The sequence below is a fragment of the Psychrobacillus sp. FSL K6-2836 genome, from assembly GCF_038003085.1.
GTDB lineage: Bacteria > Bacillota > Bacilli > Bacillales_A > Planococcaceae > Psychrobacillus.
This window is the reverse complement of record NZ_JBBOOM010000001.1, coordinates 1,867,973-1,884,189: the sequence shown is the minus strand read 5'-3', so window position 1 is coordinate 1,884,189 and position 16,217 is coordinate 1,867,973. Positions and strand designations below refer to the sequence as shown.

The following is a 16,217-nucleotide window of genomic DNA, read 5'->3' as shown; positions in this document are numbered from 1 at the left end:
TCTTTCCCTCTGACCCACCTTACTATTGGTTTCACTTAAATTTCTGGCACAAAGTATATTACGGAAGGACCAGATGCGCCGCCTGGAAGACTCGTGACAAAATCGTATTGATTTCCGTTTGCTCCGATTTTTTCAGACGCAAACTTCCATGCATTTACATAGCTAAGAAAACCGGTAGTGTTAAGTTTACCGTTCCATTGCATAGCAAAATGACCAAATCCACCTGCAGGGTTATCATAGATGGAGAGTTGCTGTGGACTTTGTAAACTATTTTCCACGTTAACGTCTAAATTATATAAAACACCATAGTTCCCATTGTTGGTCACTGGTATGTTTCCATCGACTACACTAATACCTTCTTCGTATTCTCCCGGTAATTTATCGCTCCATTGACCAGAGGCCGCAGATGAAAGTCGAATATAGGCATTTCCTAATGCGGTATCATACGTGATTATACCTTCACGATCAAAATGTGGAAAACTTCCGCGAACATGTGAGTCAGGCGGCAAGATTTCAACAGAAAGTGGGTCAGCCGGCCGTTCTGCATAGTTAAGTGTGGTTGCAGTGACCGTGGCCTGCTGGTGACTGTGTTTCGTATAAACAACATATTGGGCAATCCCACTTACTGTTTCTCCGTCGTCTGCATTTGTTTCCAGGTAATAGCTTTCACCAGGCTGCAAGGTTTTAATGTATTTTTTTTTAGCCTTTTCTTCTAGGAATTGTACTAACGCTTCTTTGCCAGCTACGTCAGGATAAATACTAACTGAAGCTCCAACTCCTTTAGAATATAGCATCACTGGTTCATCCGAAGTATTCGTTAGGGCTAGGCTGACGCTTCGATTCTCTCCACTAACATTTTGATGATGCCAAAATACACGGAATTCACCTGTAGCGGTGTCGCGATAAAACGCACCATTGTCGGAGTATGTTTCTGGTGAATCACTTAGTATCAGTTTTCCTCCTGTTTGTTTTAATTCTGGTTTTTCTAGATGAACTGCAGGCTTAAGGGTTTCAATTGGTACATAATTTTCATTGGCATATGACTGGTTTGGCAGAAGAAATGCCAATAGAACAGTACCTAAAACTAAAGCAGACTTCATTTTCATTCCTTTTCCTCCTCTCAATTTTATTGAAATCCCAATAATGACTGTCAAATTTTCTTAAGAGGTTGAGATGGGAATTCAATATTTATAATATTCTATATTTATTGAATTTTTCCTCCTTTTTATCAAAAAAAGGGGGATAGATTTTCTTTTTTTAGTGATTGATAGAAAAGGCACTTACAAATGTAGAAAAATGGTGAGTCGAGAAGCTTTCCTTGTGAACACCAAAAACTTGCTCAGAGCATTGACGAATCGAGAGGGATTTTGTATTCTGTAATTGGAGGATAAATCCTCTTTTTATATAAATGGAGGAATATTTCTTCAAAACGATTTCAGAACCAATATAAAGGAGAATTTTTATGCCAAAGACTGAGAAAGTGAACCCTCTTTTAATTATTAAATCAGTTTATAATTCGCTTACGAAAACAGAGCAAAAGGTAGCCGATTATATTATGGTCAATCATGCGGAAGCTGTGTATTCCTCTGTAACTGATTTAGCGGAAGTGGTTGGGGTTGGTGAAACAACCGTATTGCGTTTTTGTAGAAAATTAGGATATAGAGGATTTCAAGAATTTAAATTAGCAATTGCACAAAATCTAATGGAAGTTGACGAACAAGTTTATGGGAAAATTGAGGAACAAGATTCAGTTGATATAGTCGCGAAAAAGATAGCTACTCAAAATGTAAGTGCTCTAAATGATACTGTGACATTACTCCGAGAGAGTACTTTGCAGGCTGCGGTAGACAAGATTAACAGTGCAAAGAAGATCTACTTCTTTGGTGTGGGCTCATCTGGAATTACGGCATTGGATGGCAAACATAGATTAATGAGACTGGGCTATAATACGGAACATGTTTCTGATTCACATATCATGTCAATGACTGCTTCGTTATTAGGTGAAGAGGATTTAATTATTGCTATCTCTTCATCAGGGAGTACAAAGGACGTTGTGGATGCAATTGAAATTGCGAAGGAAAACAATGCTTGTATTATTTGTATAACAAATCAAGCTAGATCACCTATTACAAAGTATGCAGATTTAATTCTTCTGGCTGCAAATAAGGAATCGCCATTTGAAGGTGGAATTTTTTCTTCCAAGATTGCTCAGCTTTTACTATTAGATGTTCTGGCAACGAATGCTGCTCTTTGCAACAAAGAACAAGCGTCCAAAGCAATAAAAAGTACAGCAGAATCAGTTCTTGATAAATTGTACTAACAAACTAATAGAAAAAAGGTGAAAATCATGATTTCTTCAAATAATAAACTATTTGAAGTTCTTGAATATATAGTGGATTTGGTTCTATTAAACTTTTTATTCATAATATGCTCACTTCCATTAGTAACTGCTTACCCTGCCTTTGTAGCATTGGTAGGAACTATTAAAGATATGTCTGAAGATAAACCAATACCAGCTTGGAAACAATTTTTTAAGCTCTTTTATGATTATCTTAAAAAAGGAATTAAAATTTGGCTGGTTCTTCTATTTGTTTCAGTCGTCATAATTGGGGACATTATGGCTGCTATTTATTTGCCAAATACATTACAGAATATTCTTCTGCCCTTTAATATAATTGCAACTCTTTTATTCTTAGGGGTATTTAGCAATCTTACAAAACTATTTATTTTGGGTGAACATCGTATTAAAACATTATTTATTCGTAGTTTTTTTCTATTCATTAGACAACCTCTAAAGCCCTTGCTTATCATTTTTATCAATGCAATTATTGTCATACTATCAGTCTATCTTAGGTTTGTTCCGTTTATTATTACTCTCAGTTTTCTTGCATTTACCTATTATTATCTTATGTTCGCTAGGGATCATGAACTAGAAAATAGTTAGACTAGAATGAAAAATGGAGATTTTTTTTAAAATAAAATAAAAAGGTGGATTTAATCTCCATAAAATGATACATTTCTAATAGAGAGTTAATTCTCTAATGAAAGCGCTTTGTGAAAACGTTTTCTTTTTCTGTTTGGGAGAACGGAGAAAAGTACTAGATTAAACAAAAAAACAAAAAACATTAGTGGGGGGAATTGCAATGAGTAAAGGTTTCAAAAAAGTACTATCTTTAGCTATGGTGTTTTTACTTGTTTTAGGTGTCCTAGCTGCATGTAGCTCTGAAGGTTCTGGCTCGGATGCAGGTAAAGACGAAAAAACAACAGTAGAATTTTGGACAATTTCGCTTCAACCAACATTTAATGATTATTTCAATGACCTTATTGCAAAATACGAAGAAGAGAATCCGGGTGTAAAAATTGACTGGAAAGACTTCCCGTATGATGCGGTTCAGAACAAATTAATGACAAGTATTGCAAGTAAAAAAGCTCCTGACGTAGTTAACTTAAATACTGTCATGGCAAACCAAATGGCTTCAAAAGGTGCTTTAGTTGATTTCAACCAACAATTAACAGACGAGCAAAAAGGAATTTATTTTGACGGAATTTATAATTCGACTTTGCAGGGTGAAGGAGCATATGCACTTCCATGGTATACAGGTATCCCGGTTCTTTATATCAATAAGTCATTGGCGGAAAAAGCAGGTATTGATGTAAATAATCCTCCACAAACAAAAGAAGATCTAGCAAACTGGGGTAAACAAATTACAGACAAAACAGATTCTTTTGGATACGTATTCACTATGGAAACTCGCTCTATCCTTGAAGAGGGTTTCAAAATTGTAGAAGGCGATAAAGCGATATTCAATAACGATGAAGTAAAAGAATATATCCAAGGCAATATTGATTTAATCGAAGCTGGTGTTATTCCAAAGGATATTCCAGCATTTGATAAACAAGTTCAATTATTTGGTAGTGAACAAGTAGGTATGATTATCTCAAGTTCTTCGTTTATTAACCAATTAAAAACAGCTTCACCAGATGTATATGAAAATACAATCGCTGTTCCAGCGCCAGTTGGAAAAGCAGGCATTCGTTATACAAATACTATGAATCTAGTTGTTCCTAAGGAATCTAAGAATGTAGATGCTGCAACTGCATTTGCACATTATGTAACAAACGATGCGAATCAATTAGCATTCTCGAAAGCAGCAAATACACTTCCTTCTACTAAAGAAGCTGCGAAGGATGAGCACTTCTATAAAAATGATGGAACATTAGAAGGTCAAGCTTTAACTGCCTCTGTTGAAAGCTTAGACAAAGCAACAGACTTTTACCTTGGTATTGAAAATGCAGGTGACGTAGATAGTGCAATAAATAAACATTTACAAAACATCTACATCAATGATCAAGATCTTGATGCTGAGCTTGAAGAAGCTGAGAAAGAAGTTAATGATATCCTAGCTCGTTAATATATGAAAACAGAATGGGCAGATGAATTTCTGCCCATTTTCGATTAGGAGGAAAAACCCTATGGGAAAGAAAAGAACTGTCGGTTTTAGCAGATTTTCCGAGGTTCAAACTGCATGGCTTTTTATGGCGCCAGGGTTACTATTACTTGCTCTATTTACCTTTTGGCCGATTATTTTCAGTCTACCTTTGGCATTTACGAACTATTCAGTAATAGGTGAAACATCATTCGTAGGACTTGACAACTTTAAACGTGCATTTTCTGATGTTGATTTTATTGCTTCTATTAAAAACTCTCTACTATATATGATTATTGTTCCTTTTATTCAAATTATATCCATTTTAATGGCTATACTAGTGAATCAAAAAATAGCGGGTATTAAGTTTTTTAGGACTGCCTATTATATTCCAGTTGTTACATCAATGGTTGCCGTGGCGATAATCTGGGGTTGGTTAATGAGCTCGAATGGAGTACTTAACTATCTATTAATGTCTGTTGGTTTATTAGATGAAAAGATTAACTGGTTGTCTGATAAAGATACAGCCCTTTGGGCATTAATGTTTATCACCTTATGGAAGGGCCTAGGTTATTATATGATGATCTATCTTGCAGGTCTGCAAGCTGTTCCAACGGATTGTATCGAGGCTGCAAAAATCGATGGTGCTAGTAACTTCCAAATTATTAGAAAAATCATCCTTCCTTTGTTAAAGCCATATATATTCTTCTGTACCTTAATTTCCTTAATGGCAGCTATTCGAGTATTCGATGAAGTCTTCGTCTTAACGTCTGGTGGACCTGGTAATGCTACATTGACAAGTAGTGTGTATATCTACCAGCAAGGATTTGAACAATTTGAATTTGGATATTCTTCCGCACTAGGCTTAATTGTTAGTTTCATTATTATGTTCTTTAGTATTTTCATCTTCGTGTTTAACAAGAAGGGTGGTGTAAATCCATATTAATATGGATAAGCCTATGAAAAATACAAATCAACTAAAAAGAATTATCAGTAAATTCTTTGTTTATGTGTTGTTAATCATATTTGCTATCTTCATGATGGGGCCATTCCTTTGGTTGCTTAGTGTATCTCTCATGCCTGGAAAAAACATTTTTGCATTTCCACCTGCAATACTTCCAACCTTCATTGATTTTAAAAACTATTTGGAAGTATGGGAGTATATGGATTTCCTTAAATATATTTGGAATACGGTTATTATCACATTCTTAGGAGTAACCCTTAGTCTTTTATTCAGTGCTTTAACAGCATATCCGTTAGCTATTTTCAAGTTTAAAGGTAGAAACTTTATTTTCCTGTTGCTCGTCTCAACGATGATTATTCCAGCAGCGGCAGGACTTGTCGTTAACTATTTAACAATTAATTCGATGGGATTAATTAATACTTTTACTGGGGTTGTCCTTCCAACACTTGTTTCTGTATTTAATGTCTTCCTATTCAGACAAGCATTCATGGGAATCCCAACCGATATAAGGGACTCTGGAAAAATGGATGGTGCATCCGAATTTCGAATTTGGGGTCAATTAATGATGCCGATGATTAAACCTGCCGTTGCAGTTGTTGGACTATTTGAATTTATGGCGAACTGGAATAGCTTCCTATGGCCAATTATTGTATTAAATACTGAAAAATACCCATTAGCTTCTGCATTAAGTTTCTTAAATGGACAGTTTTCATACAACTTTGGGTGGATTGCTGCTGGTACGGTAATCTCTGTATTGCCAATCATCTTCGTATTCTTATTTACGCAAAAATACTATATGGAAGGAATTTCAGGAGCAGTTAAAGGATAATGCATCTGAAATGAAAACTGCAAAGAAAAAGGGAGATTTCAAATGTACAAAATTGCTTATATCCCATTAGACGAACGCCCATGCAACTACTCCTTCCCAAACCTTCTTTGGGACAAAGGGACAGGTTCCTCGTCTCAAGGAGAAGTGAATCTCGTAAGACCAGATTTGAGCCTGATGGGGAATAAAAAAGTTCAAGGAAACACTGAAAAGATATGGGAATGGCTGTATGAGGAATCAGTTGATTCAGACGGTCTAATTCTGTCTTTAGATACATTGCTATATGGAGGAATCATTCCTTCCCGATTGCACCATCTAGCATTGGATGATTGCAGGAGTGCACTAGCAAGGCTTTCCCGGATTAAGGAAATAAATCCAGACGTAAAAATATACGCATTCAACTTAATCATGAGATGTCCCAAGTATTCAAGTAGTGACGAAGAACCGGATTATTATGCAGATTGGGGAAGTGAGATTTTTCAATACGGGAAATTGCATCATCTGATTTCATCCAATCTAGCATCTGAAGAAGATCATAAGCAGTACGAAAACCTAAAGCAACAACTGCCACAAGAAATAGTAGATGATTATTTATCTCGCCGGAAAATCAATGTGGAGGTCAATAAGATCGTCCTAGAGTATGTGAATAATGGCTTGATTGATTTCTTGATTATTCCTCAGGATGATTCTGCACCTTACGGATGGACCGCGATTGATCAACAGGAGGTTAGAGGAACAATTGCCTCCCATAATCTTGAGCTAGATGTGTATATGTATCCCGGGGCAGATGAAGTCGGCTGTACGTTGTTGGCGAGAATGATCAACAGCTTTAAAGGTAAGAGACCGTTGGTATATCCAATTTTCTCAAGTACACAAGGTCCGTCTGTCACACCGTTATATGAGGATCGTCCTTTAATGGAAACGCTTAAATATCAAATTTTAGCCGCAGGGGGACTTATCACCTCAAATCGTGCAGAAGCTGACTTTGCATTATTCGTGAATTCCCCGGTAGAGCCGATGATGGAAGCAGCCTACCAAGACAATCTTAGTACAAGATATCAAGTGAATCGAAATCTAATTGATTTTGTGGAACAGCTTGATTTTACAATGAATGAAAGAAGCATCCCATGTGTAGTAGGCGATGTTGCGTTTGCGAATGGTTCAGATTTGGCGTTGCTGAAACTAATGAAAAGAAAAAATCTTCTTTTTAAATTAGCTGGTTACGCTGGCTGGAATACGAGCTCAAATACATTAGGAACATGTATTGCACAAGGAATGATTCACAATATATATGGTAGTACGCAAACCCATACTAATTTTCTAGCATTGCGTTATGTAGAAGATGCAGGATATTGCAGTTCTGTCAGAAAAAATATCACGAATACCATTTTGCTTGAATTAGGTTATGACTATTTCCTAGTTGACGGAAAGAATGGAAAGGTTTCTGAAATAGTTCAGGAGCAATTGAATGTGTTTATTAAGGAAAATCTCATCGATGAAGATAACGAGATACTGATCAAAGAATGTTACATGCCTTGGAGTCGTATGTTTGAAGTTGGTTTGGAAGTTGAGCATATACCTAGAGGTAAACAAAATGGGGCAGGTTCCTTGTCCCTGTAAAAATATGATGGGACGACGGGCTTGTCCCTGTGACCCACAAAGGAGTTGCTGGTAATGGGGAGGCAAGAATCTACAGATGTTGTGGTGATAGGCGGAGGGTTAGGTGGTTGTATGGCCGCATTAGCTGTTGCCAAAATGGGTTTAAAGGTCATTATGACGGAAGAAACAGATTGGTTGGGTGGACAGCTTACAAGTCAGGCGGTACCTCCAGATGAACATAAATGGATTGAAAAATACGGTAGTACCGACACGTATCGAGAATTTAGAAATAGAGTACGTCAATATTATCGAGATAACTATCCACTTACGAAGGAAGCAAGAGAAAATGAAATACTAAACCCCGGAAATGGCTGGGTAAGTCGGTTAGCACATGAACCAAAGGTTGCCTTAAAGGTAATTGAAGATATGCTTGCCCCATACCTAAACAGCGGGAAAATAAAAGTTCTATACAACTATAAGCCCTTAGATGCGAAGACAGAAGATGATGTCGTAAAATCTGTCACGGTGACTCATACCCAAGAACCTCAAACAATTGAATTGATCGGTCAATACTTTTTAGATGCCACTGAATGTGGGGATGTTTTACCAATTGCCGGGGTTGAATATGTGTCAGGTGCCGAGTCCAGAAAACAAACTGGGGAACCACATGCACTAGAGGAAGCAAATCTAATCGATATGCAATCTTTTACGTATGTGTTTGCAGTTGATTATGTTGAAGGTGGCAATTTTACAATTGATAAACCCGAGCAGTATGATTATTGGCGCGAGTATATGCCAAGCTTCTCACATCTGCCTCTTTTTAGCTGGTATGCAACAGATGCCGATGATACATCAAAGTTAAAACAATTTACGTTATTCCCAAATAATGAAGATATTCCTTCCTTATTTACGTATCGAAGAATATTAGATACAGAGAATATAGACGGGGATTTATATGAAGGTGATATTTCTCTCATAAATTGGGCGCAGAATGACTATTTTCTTGGTCCAATCTATGGAGTACCAGAAGAGGAAGTCGAAAAGAACTTATTCAATGCGAAACAACAAAGCTTATCTCTCTTGTACTGGCTACAAACAGAAGCACCAAGACTTGACGGCGGAAAAGGCTACCCTGGCTTAAGGCTCCGTAAGGATGTATTGGATACGGAGGATGGTCTCGCCAAATATCCATATATCCGTGAATCAAGGAGAATTAAGGCTGTATACACCATCACAGAAAAAGATGTCAGTAAAGAAATAAGAGGAGACCAAGGGATATGTGAGTATTTTGATAGTGTAGGTGTTGGAAGCTATCATTTGGATTTACATCATACAACGGTTTCAAAACGAAGTTTCTATATCCCAAATTATCCTTATGAAATTCCACTAGGTGCATTATTACCAATCCGTGTAAAGAATCTACTCCCTGCATGTAAAAATATCGGGACTACTCAAATCACAAATGGATGTTATAGACTTCACCCAACGGAATGGAATATTGGAGAATCAGCAGGTTACTTAGTGGCGTATTCGTTATTAAACAATGTTATCCCTCATCAGGTAAGACAAGTGGAGGAACAACTAAGGGGTTATCAAAAACTTCTAGTGAATAATGGCGTTCAGCTTCATTGGCCAGAAGATATTGACCTATAAGAAAGGGTGAGAAAAGTGAACCAATCAAACATATTATGGGTGGATTTTTTAGCAAACGGTACTCGATTGTTAGAGCCGGAAAAAATGAAAGAGCTAATTCAACATGCCCTTACAAGTAAGATTACACATCTTGTAATTGATGCAAAAATCCCATATGGATTTACAACATTTCCAAGTGAATTTGCCTATCATGTTAGTGAAATGAAGGACGAACAGTATCATGCTTGGAAAGGTCGAGATTTTCTTCAAGAAATGATCCATCATGCAAAAGGCTCTGGTCTGAAGATTATCGCAAATATCGATATATTCGCTGAAGGAAATGGAATAGAAAAAGAAGGAATGGTCTATGACAAGCCCGAGTGGCAAGTTGTTCATTATAACCAGGCCCTTTCTAATATGCCGACAGCTGCGGAAAATCACAATGATCCAACTGTTTTTGTTAACCCGATTCACCCAGAGGTTGAAACATATGAACTAAATATTATTCAAGAAATTGTACGTACCTATGATATAGATGGTGTTGTCTTAGATAGATGTCGATATCCAAACATCTATGGAGATTTTAGCGATTTAAGTAGAGCGAAATTTGAAGCTTATATCGGCCAAGAACTGAAAAACTGGCCAGAGGATATTATGACTGTTGAGGAAAAGAAACCTGTATTTGGTCCACTTTTTCCAAAATGGGCAGAGTTCCGTGCTAAAAACATTAAAAACTTTGTTCAAAAAGCAAAAAGTGTGGTTAAAACAAAGAATTCAGATTTAATTTTTACGATATATGTGGGTTCATGGTATCCGCTATATTATAACGAAGGGGTCAACTGGGGGAGTGAAACCTATCACCCTTCTTTAGAATGGGCTTCTGACACGTATCATACATCTGGCTATGCAGAGGAATTTGATTTTATCATGACAGGCTGCTACTACAAAGAGGTTACGATTGAAGAAGCAGAAAGTAACAGAAGACCTGCTAGTTGGTATAGTGTCGAAGGTGCGATTGATATGAGCAAGGAAGCTATTAATGGAAAAATTCCGGTGATTGCTAGTTTATATTTGAAGGATTATGTCAACAATGTTGAACAATTTAAGAAGGCGGTTCAGTTATGTAAAGAACAGTCAAATGGAGTAATGCTTTTCGATACGGTGTATTTAGAGGAATACAAATGGTGGGGCGAACTAGACCTTTAAATAATAATCCTAGGCAGGTAACTGGAGTGTATGAAATGGATAACAAACAAGCGTTTTTTGACAAAATTTATAAAAAGTTAGTCGTGTCTTGTCAAGCATTGCCACATGAGCCTCTTCATAGCTCCTATATTATGAGCAAAATGGCGGTGGCTGCAACCCAGGCAGGTGCAAGTGGCATAAGGGCTAATAGTGTAGAAGATATTCATGAAATTAAAAAAGTAACTGACTTACCAATTATCGGGATTATTAAACAGGACTATGACAATTCTGATGTTTTTATTACTCCAACAATGAGGGAGATTGATCTTCTTGTAAAAGAAGGGGTAGATATGATTGCATTGGATGCTACCATTCGAGTACGACCAGATAGTTATACAATTACAGAGGTTTTTCCAGAAATCAGAAGGAAATATCCACATCAACTATTTATGGCGGACTGTTCGACACTAGAAGAAGGCATTCAAGCAGAAAAATTGGGATTTGATGCTGCAGGAACAACATTATGCGGCTATACAGATTATACAAAGGGCGTAAAATTACCTAACATAGATTTGATTAAGCAATTTGTTAATCATTTAACGTTACCGGTAATTGCCGAGGGCGGAATCTCGTCACCAGAGGAATTAAAGGAAGTCTTTGCAACTGGGGTTCACTCAGCTGTAGTAGGGTCTGCCATTACACGTCCGCAAGAAATTACTAAACGATTTTTACAAGTCATAGAGGACTAAGTTCCATTGAGGTGAGAGTTAAATGAAGATATTTGCTGCGGATATTGGTGGGACATCGATAAAAATGTGCGTAACCGATGAGAATGGAAATATAGTGTTCTTTAACGAAGTTGAAACAGAAAGTAAAAAGGGTGGGCTTTCTCTCATTCAAAAATTGGAGGATATAATCTCCGAGTATCCTGGTATAGATGCAATCAGTATTAGTACTGCTGGACAGGTAAACAGTGAGGAAGGTTATATTATCTATGCAAATGACAATCTACCAAACTACACTGGTACAAGAATAAAGGATCTCTTAGAATCAAAATTTAAAGTGCCTGTTAAGGTAGAAAACGATGTGAATGCAGGGGCTCTTGGTGAAAAATTTTATGGAGCTGGTAAGAAGTATCGAGATTTTCTCTTTTTAACTTTCGGAACAGGCATCGGCGGCGCTATTATGATCGACTCAAAGCTGCACCGAGGTGTTACTGGGAGTGCGGGAGAATTTGGTCATATGAACCACTACCCTAACGGTATCCATTGTGGTTGTGGAAAACGAGGATGCTATGAGCAATATGGTTCCACAACAGCCTTGCTTAGAGAAGTAAAAAAAGTAAATCTAAACTGCTCAAATGGTAGACAGCTGTTTGAAATGATACAGGCTGGCGACAAGAGGTTGTTTGAGGTATTTGATACTTGGACAAATGAAGTGGCACTTGGTATTGCCAGTTTAATTCATATCTTCAACCCTCCTTGTGTCATTTTAGGTGGGGGAATTATGGAACAAGATATATCTATCAAACTCGTTTCTGAAAAAGTTCAACAACATATAATGGATAGCTATTCAGATGTGAAAATTTTGAGATCACAATTTGGTAATAAAGCTGGACTGTATGGAGCAATTTCTTTGCATAAATTTAGCTAAAAAAGGGGCTAAATACATTGAATAAATGTAATCGTACATTTTATAGTTCTCATTTAAAGAAAACGCTAGATTACATGGTTGTAACGACTAGCGAGAATATTGAGGATGCTTATCTCTTATATATCCAAGATGGCAAGGACTATTTAGAGCTGGGAGGGCTAGAGAAAGCCATTCAGGATGTAGTGCATCTATATCCTGAACTGGCTAACCATCTTGTATTCGTTCTGATCCACCCTGGCGATTCGATTGAAAGATGGGAATCGTTTAGTAGGAAAGGAGCTTCCTTTCACGATTACTTGCGTTTTATAAATGATGAATTTATTCCTGAAATTGAAAGTAATCTAGGAGTTGCAAAAATTAGTAAAAGAGGTCTTCTGGGGGATTCTTTAGCAGGTAATATTAGCTTAAATATCGCATTAGAAAAGCCGGAAATATGGACGCATGTATTGCTTCAGTCTCCGGCTATTTCTGATGGAGATATTAAACAGTTGGAGGCTTTGGATCTATCTACATGGAATGTCTATCAAACCGTGGGAATCTATGAGGATGAGTTTGTATCCGCGATATCTAAGGAAAAATTATATATTTTGACAAGGAATCGTCAATTGTATAAAAGCTTTCTTTTAAAAAATGTAAATGTGAATTATGTAGAATCTGAGGACGATCATCTATGGAAGGTTTGGGAAAGGGATTTACCAGCCGCATTGCAATTTTTTGTGAATAAGTAGGGGGGCAGGGGGCAGGCCCTTTCCCTGTAAATATATGGTGGGATATAGTACCTGTCCTCAAGACCCGTGAAGGAGGTTTCATATGAAAATACATTTTACAGGTGATCTAACAGAGATCATAGAAGGGATTTCGATCCTTAGTGATGATTTGGGAATACAAAGTGCTGAGGGCGGATATCCGATTGAAGTGATAAATTGTCAAGGACCTTTAGTTGTACAAAATAAAGATGGTAAAGGGCAGATCGTCTTTGAAAACAAGATTCATTTTTTTAGAGGGTTAGGACTATGGCTTCAACACATTGAAAAAAGCAAAGAATTCCATCTAACTGAAGAACCTCAATTTGAAACAAGTGGTGCGATGATTGATGTTTCGAGAAACGCAGTATTAACGGTCGATGGAATAAAAATTCTATTGCGTAAAATGGCCGTAATGGGTTTAAACATGGTAATGGTTTATACGGAGGAAATGTATAAGGTTCCAGAGATACCTTATTTTGGATATATGCGTGGAAGATACACCGAGGATGAAATTCGAGAATGTGACGACTATGCCTTCCGATTAGGTATTGAAATGATTCCATGTATTCAAACATTGGCTCATTTAAAGGAAGCCTTAAAGTGGGGTTATGCGAATGATATAAAGGATACGGAAGATATTTTACTCGTCGGCGAACCGAAAACCTATGAATTGTTAAAGAGATTGATAGAGGCAGCGTCGAGGCCGTATCGTACGAAAAGGATTCATATTGGAATGGATGAAGCTTTGCAGTTAGGCCGTGGAAAGTACATTGAAAAAAACGGGTATCAGAATCGATTTGAAATAATGAATCAGCATCTTCAGGAAGTAGTATCAATCACAGAGGAATACGGGTTGCAGCCGATGATTTGGAGTGACATGTATTTCAGATTGGCTTCTCAGAATGGAAATTATTATGATTTTGATTCATCGGTGTTGGACCAAGTTAAACAATCCATACCAAACGTAAAAATGGTGTATTGGGATTACTATCATTCCGATGAAAGATTTTATGAGGGAATGCTGAATACTCATAAACAGATCGTATCAGATCCACTTTTTGCTGGAGGGCTGTGGACCTGGAATGGAATCTCTCCAAATTACGCGAGGGCATTTAGGAACTCAGAGGCGGCTTTAAATGCCTGCAGAAAAACAGGAGTTAAAGAGGTCTTTGCAACAATGTGGGGGGATAACGGAGCTGAAACACCAATCCAAACTGCTCTTCCTGGATTACAATTATTTGCTGAACATACGTATCATCAAGAAGTGAGTAGAGAGCATTTGGAAGAACGGTTTACCTACTGTACAGGCTACAAGCTAGATGATTTTCTTTTATTGAATCAATTTGATGAAATTCCTGGAGTCATGGAGGATAACTTATATTCCTCAAACCCGTCTAAATTTTTACTTTGGCAGGATGTATTAGTGGGACTGTTTGATGAAAATATAAAAGGACTTCCGATCGCTGAACATTACAGTGGCTTAGTGGAGCAGTTAAGGGCGGCTAAAGTACGTAATCAGGGCGTGGATTCGTTGTTTAGTTTTTATGAGCAGCTAGCAAGGGTATTAAGCGTGAAGGCGGAGCTTGGTATTGATTTGAAGTCAGCCTATGATAAGCGGAATAAAGTAGGAGTTAAGGTTTGTCTTGAAAAGCTTGAAATTCTTAAAGTAGAGGTTGATTCTTTACGAAAGGCACATAGAGATGTCTGGTTTTCGGTTAATAAAGCGTTCGGATGGGAAGTTTTAGATATTCGATATGGTGGCTTATTGACAAGAATAGAAACGGCAGAGTACCGACTACATGCTTGGATAGATGGCAACGTATCGAAACTAGAGGAACTAGAAGAAGAGCGCCTTCGTTATGATGGCCCCGAACAATTTCCTGATAACGTAACATTGGGTAGAGGCGAAACATACAATCGGATAGTAACAGCGGGGAGCATCTAAAGGGACGGAGGGACAGACAGGTTCGCTGATCCTGTAAAATATGGTGGGACGGCGAACCTGTCCCCTTGACCCAGAAAGAGGGATGAAAAGTGACAGAAGAGATACGATGGTACGACCCAAAGGAAAAGCCATTTCGTATAAGTGGCTTTGCATGGTTTGACAAGGAGAAACGGTACCTGCGACTTCCGGCTCAATCTGATTATGACATACCCGCACGCGTGGATGAATTAGCGACTAATACTTCCGGTGGACAAATTAGTTTTCGGACAAATGCTTCCAAGTTCGAATTAAAAGTAAAGTTAACTGATGCTGCAAGTTTGGGGCATATGGCTGCTTCAGGTCAATGTGGATTTGATGTATACGTGGGGGAACCTGGACAGCAAATGTATTATGCAACTGTCTTTCCATCTCTTCTTGAACAATCGTATGAGAAAACGATTTGGAATTTTTACAGTAGTAGTCAACAAAGTACGGAAGAACTGAGAGAAGTGACGTTGAATTTTCCTCTGTATCAGGGGATAGAGGAGGTACTGATAGGAACAAATCCAGATGCAATCATTGAACAGCCTACTCCGTATTTTTCAGATAAACGAGTGATTTTCTATGGTACTTCCATTACGCAAGGTGCCTGTGCAAGTAGACCTGGTATGTCGTACACAAATATCCTCAGCCGAAGATTTAATTTAGAATTTATTAATTTAGGATTCTCCGGTAGTGGGAAAGGTGAACATGGAGTGGCATTAACCATCAGAGAAATCGAACGACCAGCCTGCTTTGTGCTTGATTATGAGGCAAATGTTTCATACAAGGAATATCAAGATAAACTAATTCCCTTTATCGAAACTTATCGGGAATATCATCCGCATGTCCCTATTATCATCATATCAAGAATTCCGTTTGTACAAGATAAAGCAATAGGCGAGTACGAGGATTATCAAAATCGTAGAGAATACTCGAAATTAACTGTGGAAAAATTGAAGCAACAAGGCGATAAGAATATTTCATTTATAGATGGTTCTACTTTGTTAGGAGAATTATGGCATGAATGCACAGTCGATGGTATCCATCCGAATGACTTAGGATTTATGGAAATGGCGAATCGTATGGAGAGTGCATTTGTGTTTTTAAGGCACAACGAGCTCTAAGCATTAGTAGGTTCTGTATTGAGGTTCAAAATTGTAAAAAACAACTCAAATAAACATTGACTAGGACCGCAGTAACGCCTCAAAATTTGTCGGAG

General features: G+C 37.7%; 14 protein-coding genes. 13 read left to right on the top strand and 1 reads right to left on the bottom strand.

Annotated elements, in window-relative coordinates; genetic code table 11:
- Nucleotides 1-35 precede the first annotated feature (35 nt).
- Complete coding sequence (locus tag MKY37_RS08705; protein WP_340776026.1) at nt 36-1,106, bottom strand: hypothetical protein; 1,071 nt, start codon at nt 1,104-1,106, stop codon at nt 36-38.
- 356 nt (nt 1,107-1,462) lie between these two features.
- Here MKY37_RS08705 and MKY37_RS08700 point away from each other — a divergent pair, with 356 nt between their 5' ends.
- The 13 genes from MKY37_RS08700 to MKY37_RS08640 all read left to right on the top strand — a co-directional run bounded on the left by MKY37_RS08700 (nt 1,463) and on the right by MKY37_RS08640 (nt 16,122).
- Nucleotides 1,463-2,320, top strand: a complete 858-nt coding sequence (locus MKY37_RS08700) for a MurR/RpiR family transcriptional regulator (RefSeq protein WP_340776024.1) — start codon at nt 1,463-1,465, stop codon at nt 2,318-2,320.
- 72 nt (nt 2,321-2,392) lie between these two features.
- Nucleotides 2,393-2,944: a YesL family protein gene (locus MKY37_RS08695; RefSeq protein ID WP_340776022.1), complete on the top strand. Its 552-nt coding sequence runs from the start codon at nt 2,393-2,395 to the stop codon at nt 2,942-2,944.
- A gap of 199 nt (nt 2,945-3,143) precedes the next feature.
- A complete protein-coding gene (locus MKY37_RS08690) occupies nt 3,144-4,412 on the top strand; it encodes an ABC transporter substrate-binding protein (RefSeq protein WP_340776020.1) in 1,269 nt (422 codons plus the stop codon).
- Nucleotides 4,413-4,473: 61 nt separating this feature from the next.
- Nucleotides 4,474-5,373 (top strand): carbohydrate ABC transporter permease, encoded by a 900-nt coding sequence (locus MKY37_RS08685; RefSeq protein WP_340776017.1) that lies wholly within the window; start codon nt 4,474-4,476, stop codon nt 5,371-5,373.
- Between the two features lie 13 nt (nt 5,374-5,386).
- Nucleotides 5,387-6,220 (top strand): carbohydrate ABC transporter permease, encoded by an 834-nt coding sequence (locus MKY37_RS08680; protein WP_340776015.1) that lies wholly within the window; start codon nt 5,387-5,389, stop codon nt 6,218-6,220.
- A gap of 42 nt (nt 6,221-6,262) precedes the next feature.
- Nucleotides 6,263-7,837, top strand: coding sequence for a DUF4127 family protein (locus MKY37_RS08675; RefSeq protein WP_340776013.1), 1,575 nt, complete (start codon nt 6,263-6,265; stop codon nt 7,835-7,837).
- A gap of 54 nt (nt 7,838-7,891) precedes the next feature.
- Complete coding sequence (locus MKY37_RS08670; protein ID WP_340776011.1) at nt 7,892-9,469, top strand: FAD-dependent oxidoreductase; 1,578 nt, start codon at nt 7,892-7,894, stop codon at nt 9,467-9,469.
- Nucleotides 9,470-9,484: 15 nt separating this feature from the next.
- Nucleotides 9,485-10,654 carry an alpha amylase family protein gene (locus tag MKY37_RS08665; protein ID WP_340776008.1) on the top strand — a complete coding sequence of 390 codons (1,170 nt, stop codon included), beginning with the start codon at nt 9,485-9,487 and terminating at the stop codon, nt 10,652-10,654.
- Between the two features lie 35 nt (nt 10,655-10,689).
- Complete coding sequence (locus MKY37_RS08660; RefSeq protein ID WP_340776006.1) at nt 10,690-11,382, top strand: N-acetylmannosamine-6-phosphate 2-epimerase; 693 nt, start codon at nt 10,690-10,692, stop codon at nt 11,380-11,382.
- Nucleotides 11,383-11,404: 22 nt separating this feature from the next.
- Nucleotides 11,405-12,286 (top strand): ROK family protein, encoded by an 882-nt coding sequence (locus tag MKY37_RS08655; protein WP_340776004.1) that lies wholly within the window; start codon nt 11,405-11,407, stop codon nt 12,284-12,286.
- A gap of 17 nt (nt 12,287-12,303) precedes the next feature.
- Nucleotides 12,304-13,014 carry an alpha/beta hydrolase gene (locus MKY37_RS08650; protein WP_211892687.1) on the top strand — a complete coding sequence of 237 codons (711 nt, stop codon included), beginning with the start codon at nt 12,304-12,306 and terminating at the stop codon, nt 13,012-13,014.
- An 82-nt stretch (nt 13,015-13,096) separates the two neighbouring features.
- Complete coding sequence (locus MKY37_RS08645; protein ID WP_340775997.1) at nt 13,097-14,977, top strand: beta-N-acetylhexosaminidase; 1,881 nt, start codon at nt 13,097-13,099, stop codon at nt 14,975-14,977.
- A gap of 89 nt (nt 14,978-15,066) precedes the next feature.
- Nucleotides 15,067-16,122, top strand: a complete 1,056-nt coding sequence (locus tag MKY37_RS08640; RefSeq protein WP_340775995.1) for an SGNH/GDSL hydrolase family protein — start codon at nt 15,067-15,069, stop codon at nt 16,120-16,122.
- Nucleotides 16,123-16,217 lie beyond the last annotated feature (95 nt).

What these genes read in the sequence shown, in the direction of transcription:
- MKY37_RS08660 (WP_340776006.1), top strand. Translation starts at nt 10,690, where the DNA reads ATGGATAACAAACAAGCGTTTTTTGACAAAATTTATAAAAAGTTAGTC.
- MKY37_RS08675 (WP_340776013.1), top strand. Translation starts at nt 6,263, where the DNA reads ATGTACAAAATTGCTTATATCCCATTAGACGAACGCCCATGCAACTAC.
- MKY37_RS08680 (WP_340776015.1), top strand. Translation starts at nt 5,387, where the DNA reads ATGAAAAATACAAATCAACTAAAAAGAATTATCAGTAAATTCTTTGTT.
- MKY37_RS08690 (WP_340776020.1), top strand. Translation starts at nt 3,144, where the DNA reads ATGAGTAAAGGTTTCAAAAAAGTACTATCTTTAGCTATGGTGTTTTTA.
- MKY37_RS08705 (WP_340776026.1), bottom strand. Translation starts at nt 1,106, where the DNA reads ATGAAAATGAAGTCTGCTTTAGTTTTAGGTACTGTTCTATTGGCATTT.
- MKY37_RS08655 (WP_340776004.1), top strand. Translation starts at nt 11,405, where the DNA reads ATGAAGATATTTGCTGCGGATATTGGTGGGACATCGATAAAAATGTGC.
- MKY37_RS08670 (WP_340776011.1), top strand. Translation starts at nt 7,892, where the DNA reads ATGGGGAGGCAAGAATCTACAGATGTTGTGGTGATAGGCGGAGGGTTA.
- MKY37_RS08685 (WP_340776017.1), top strand. Translation starts at nt 4,474, where the DNA reads ATGGGAAAGAAAAGAACTGTCGGTTTTAGCAGATTTTCCGAGGTTCAA.
- MKY37_RS08645 (WP_340775997.1), top strand. Translation starts at nt 13,097, where the DNA reads ATGAAAATACATTTTACAGGTGATCTAACAGAGATCATAGAAGGGATT.
- MKY37_RS08700 (WP_340776024.1), top strand. Translation starts at nt 1,463, where the DNA reads ATGCCAAAGACTGAGAAAGTGAACCCTCTTTTAATTATTAAATCAGTT.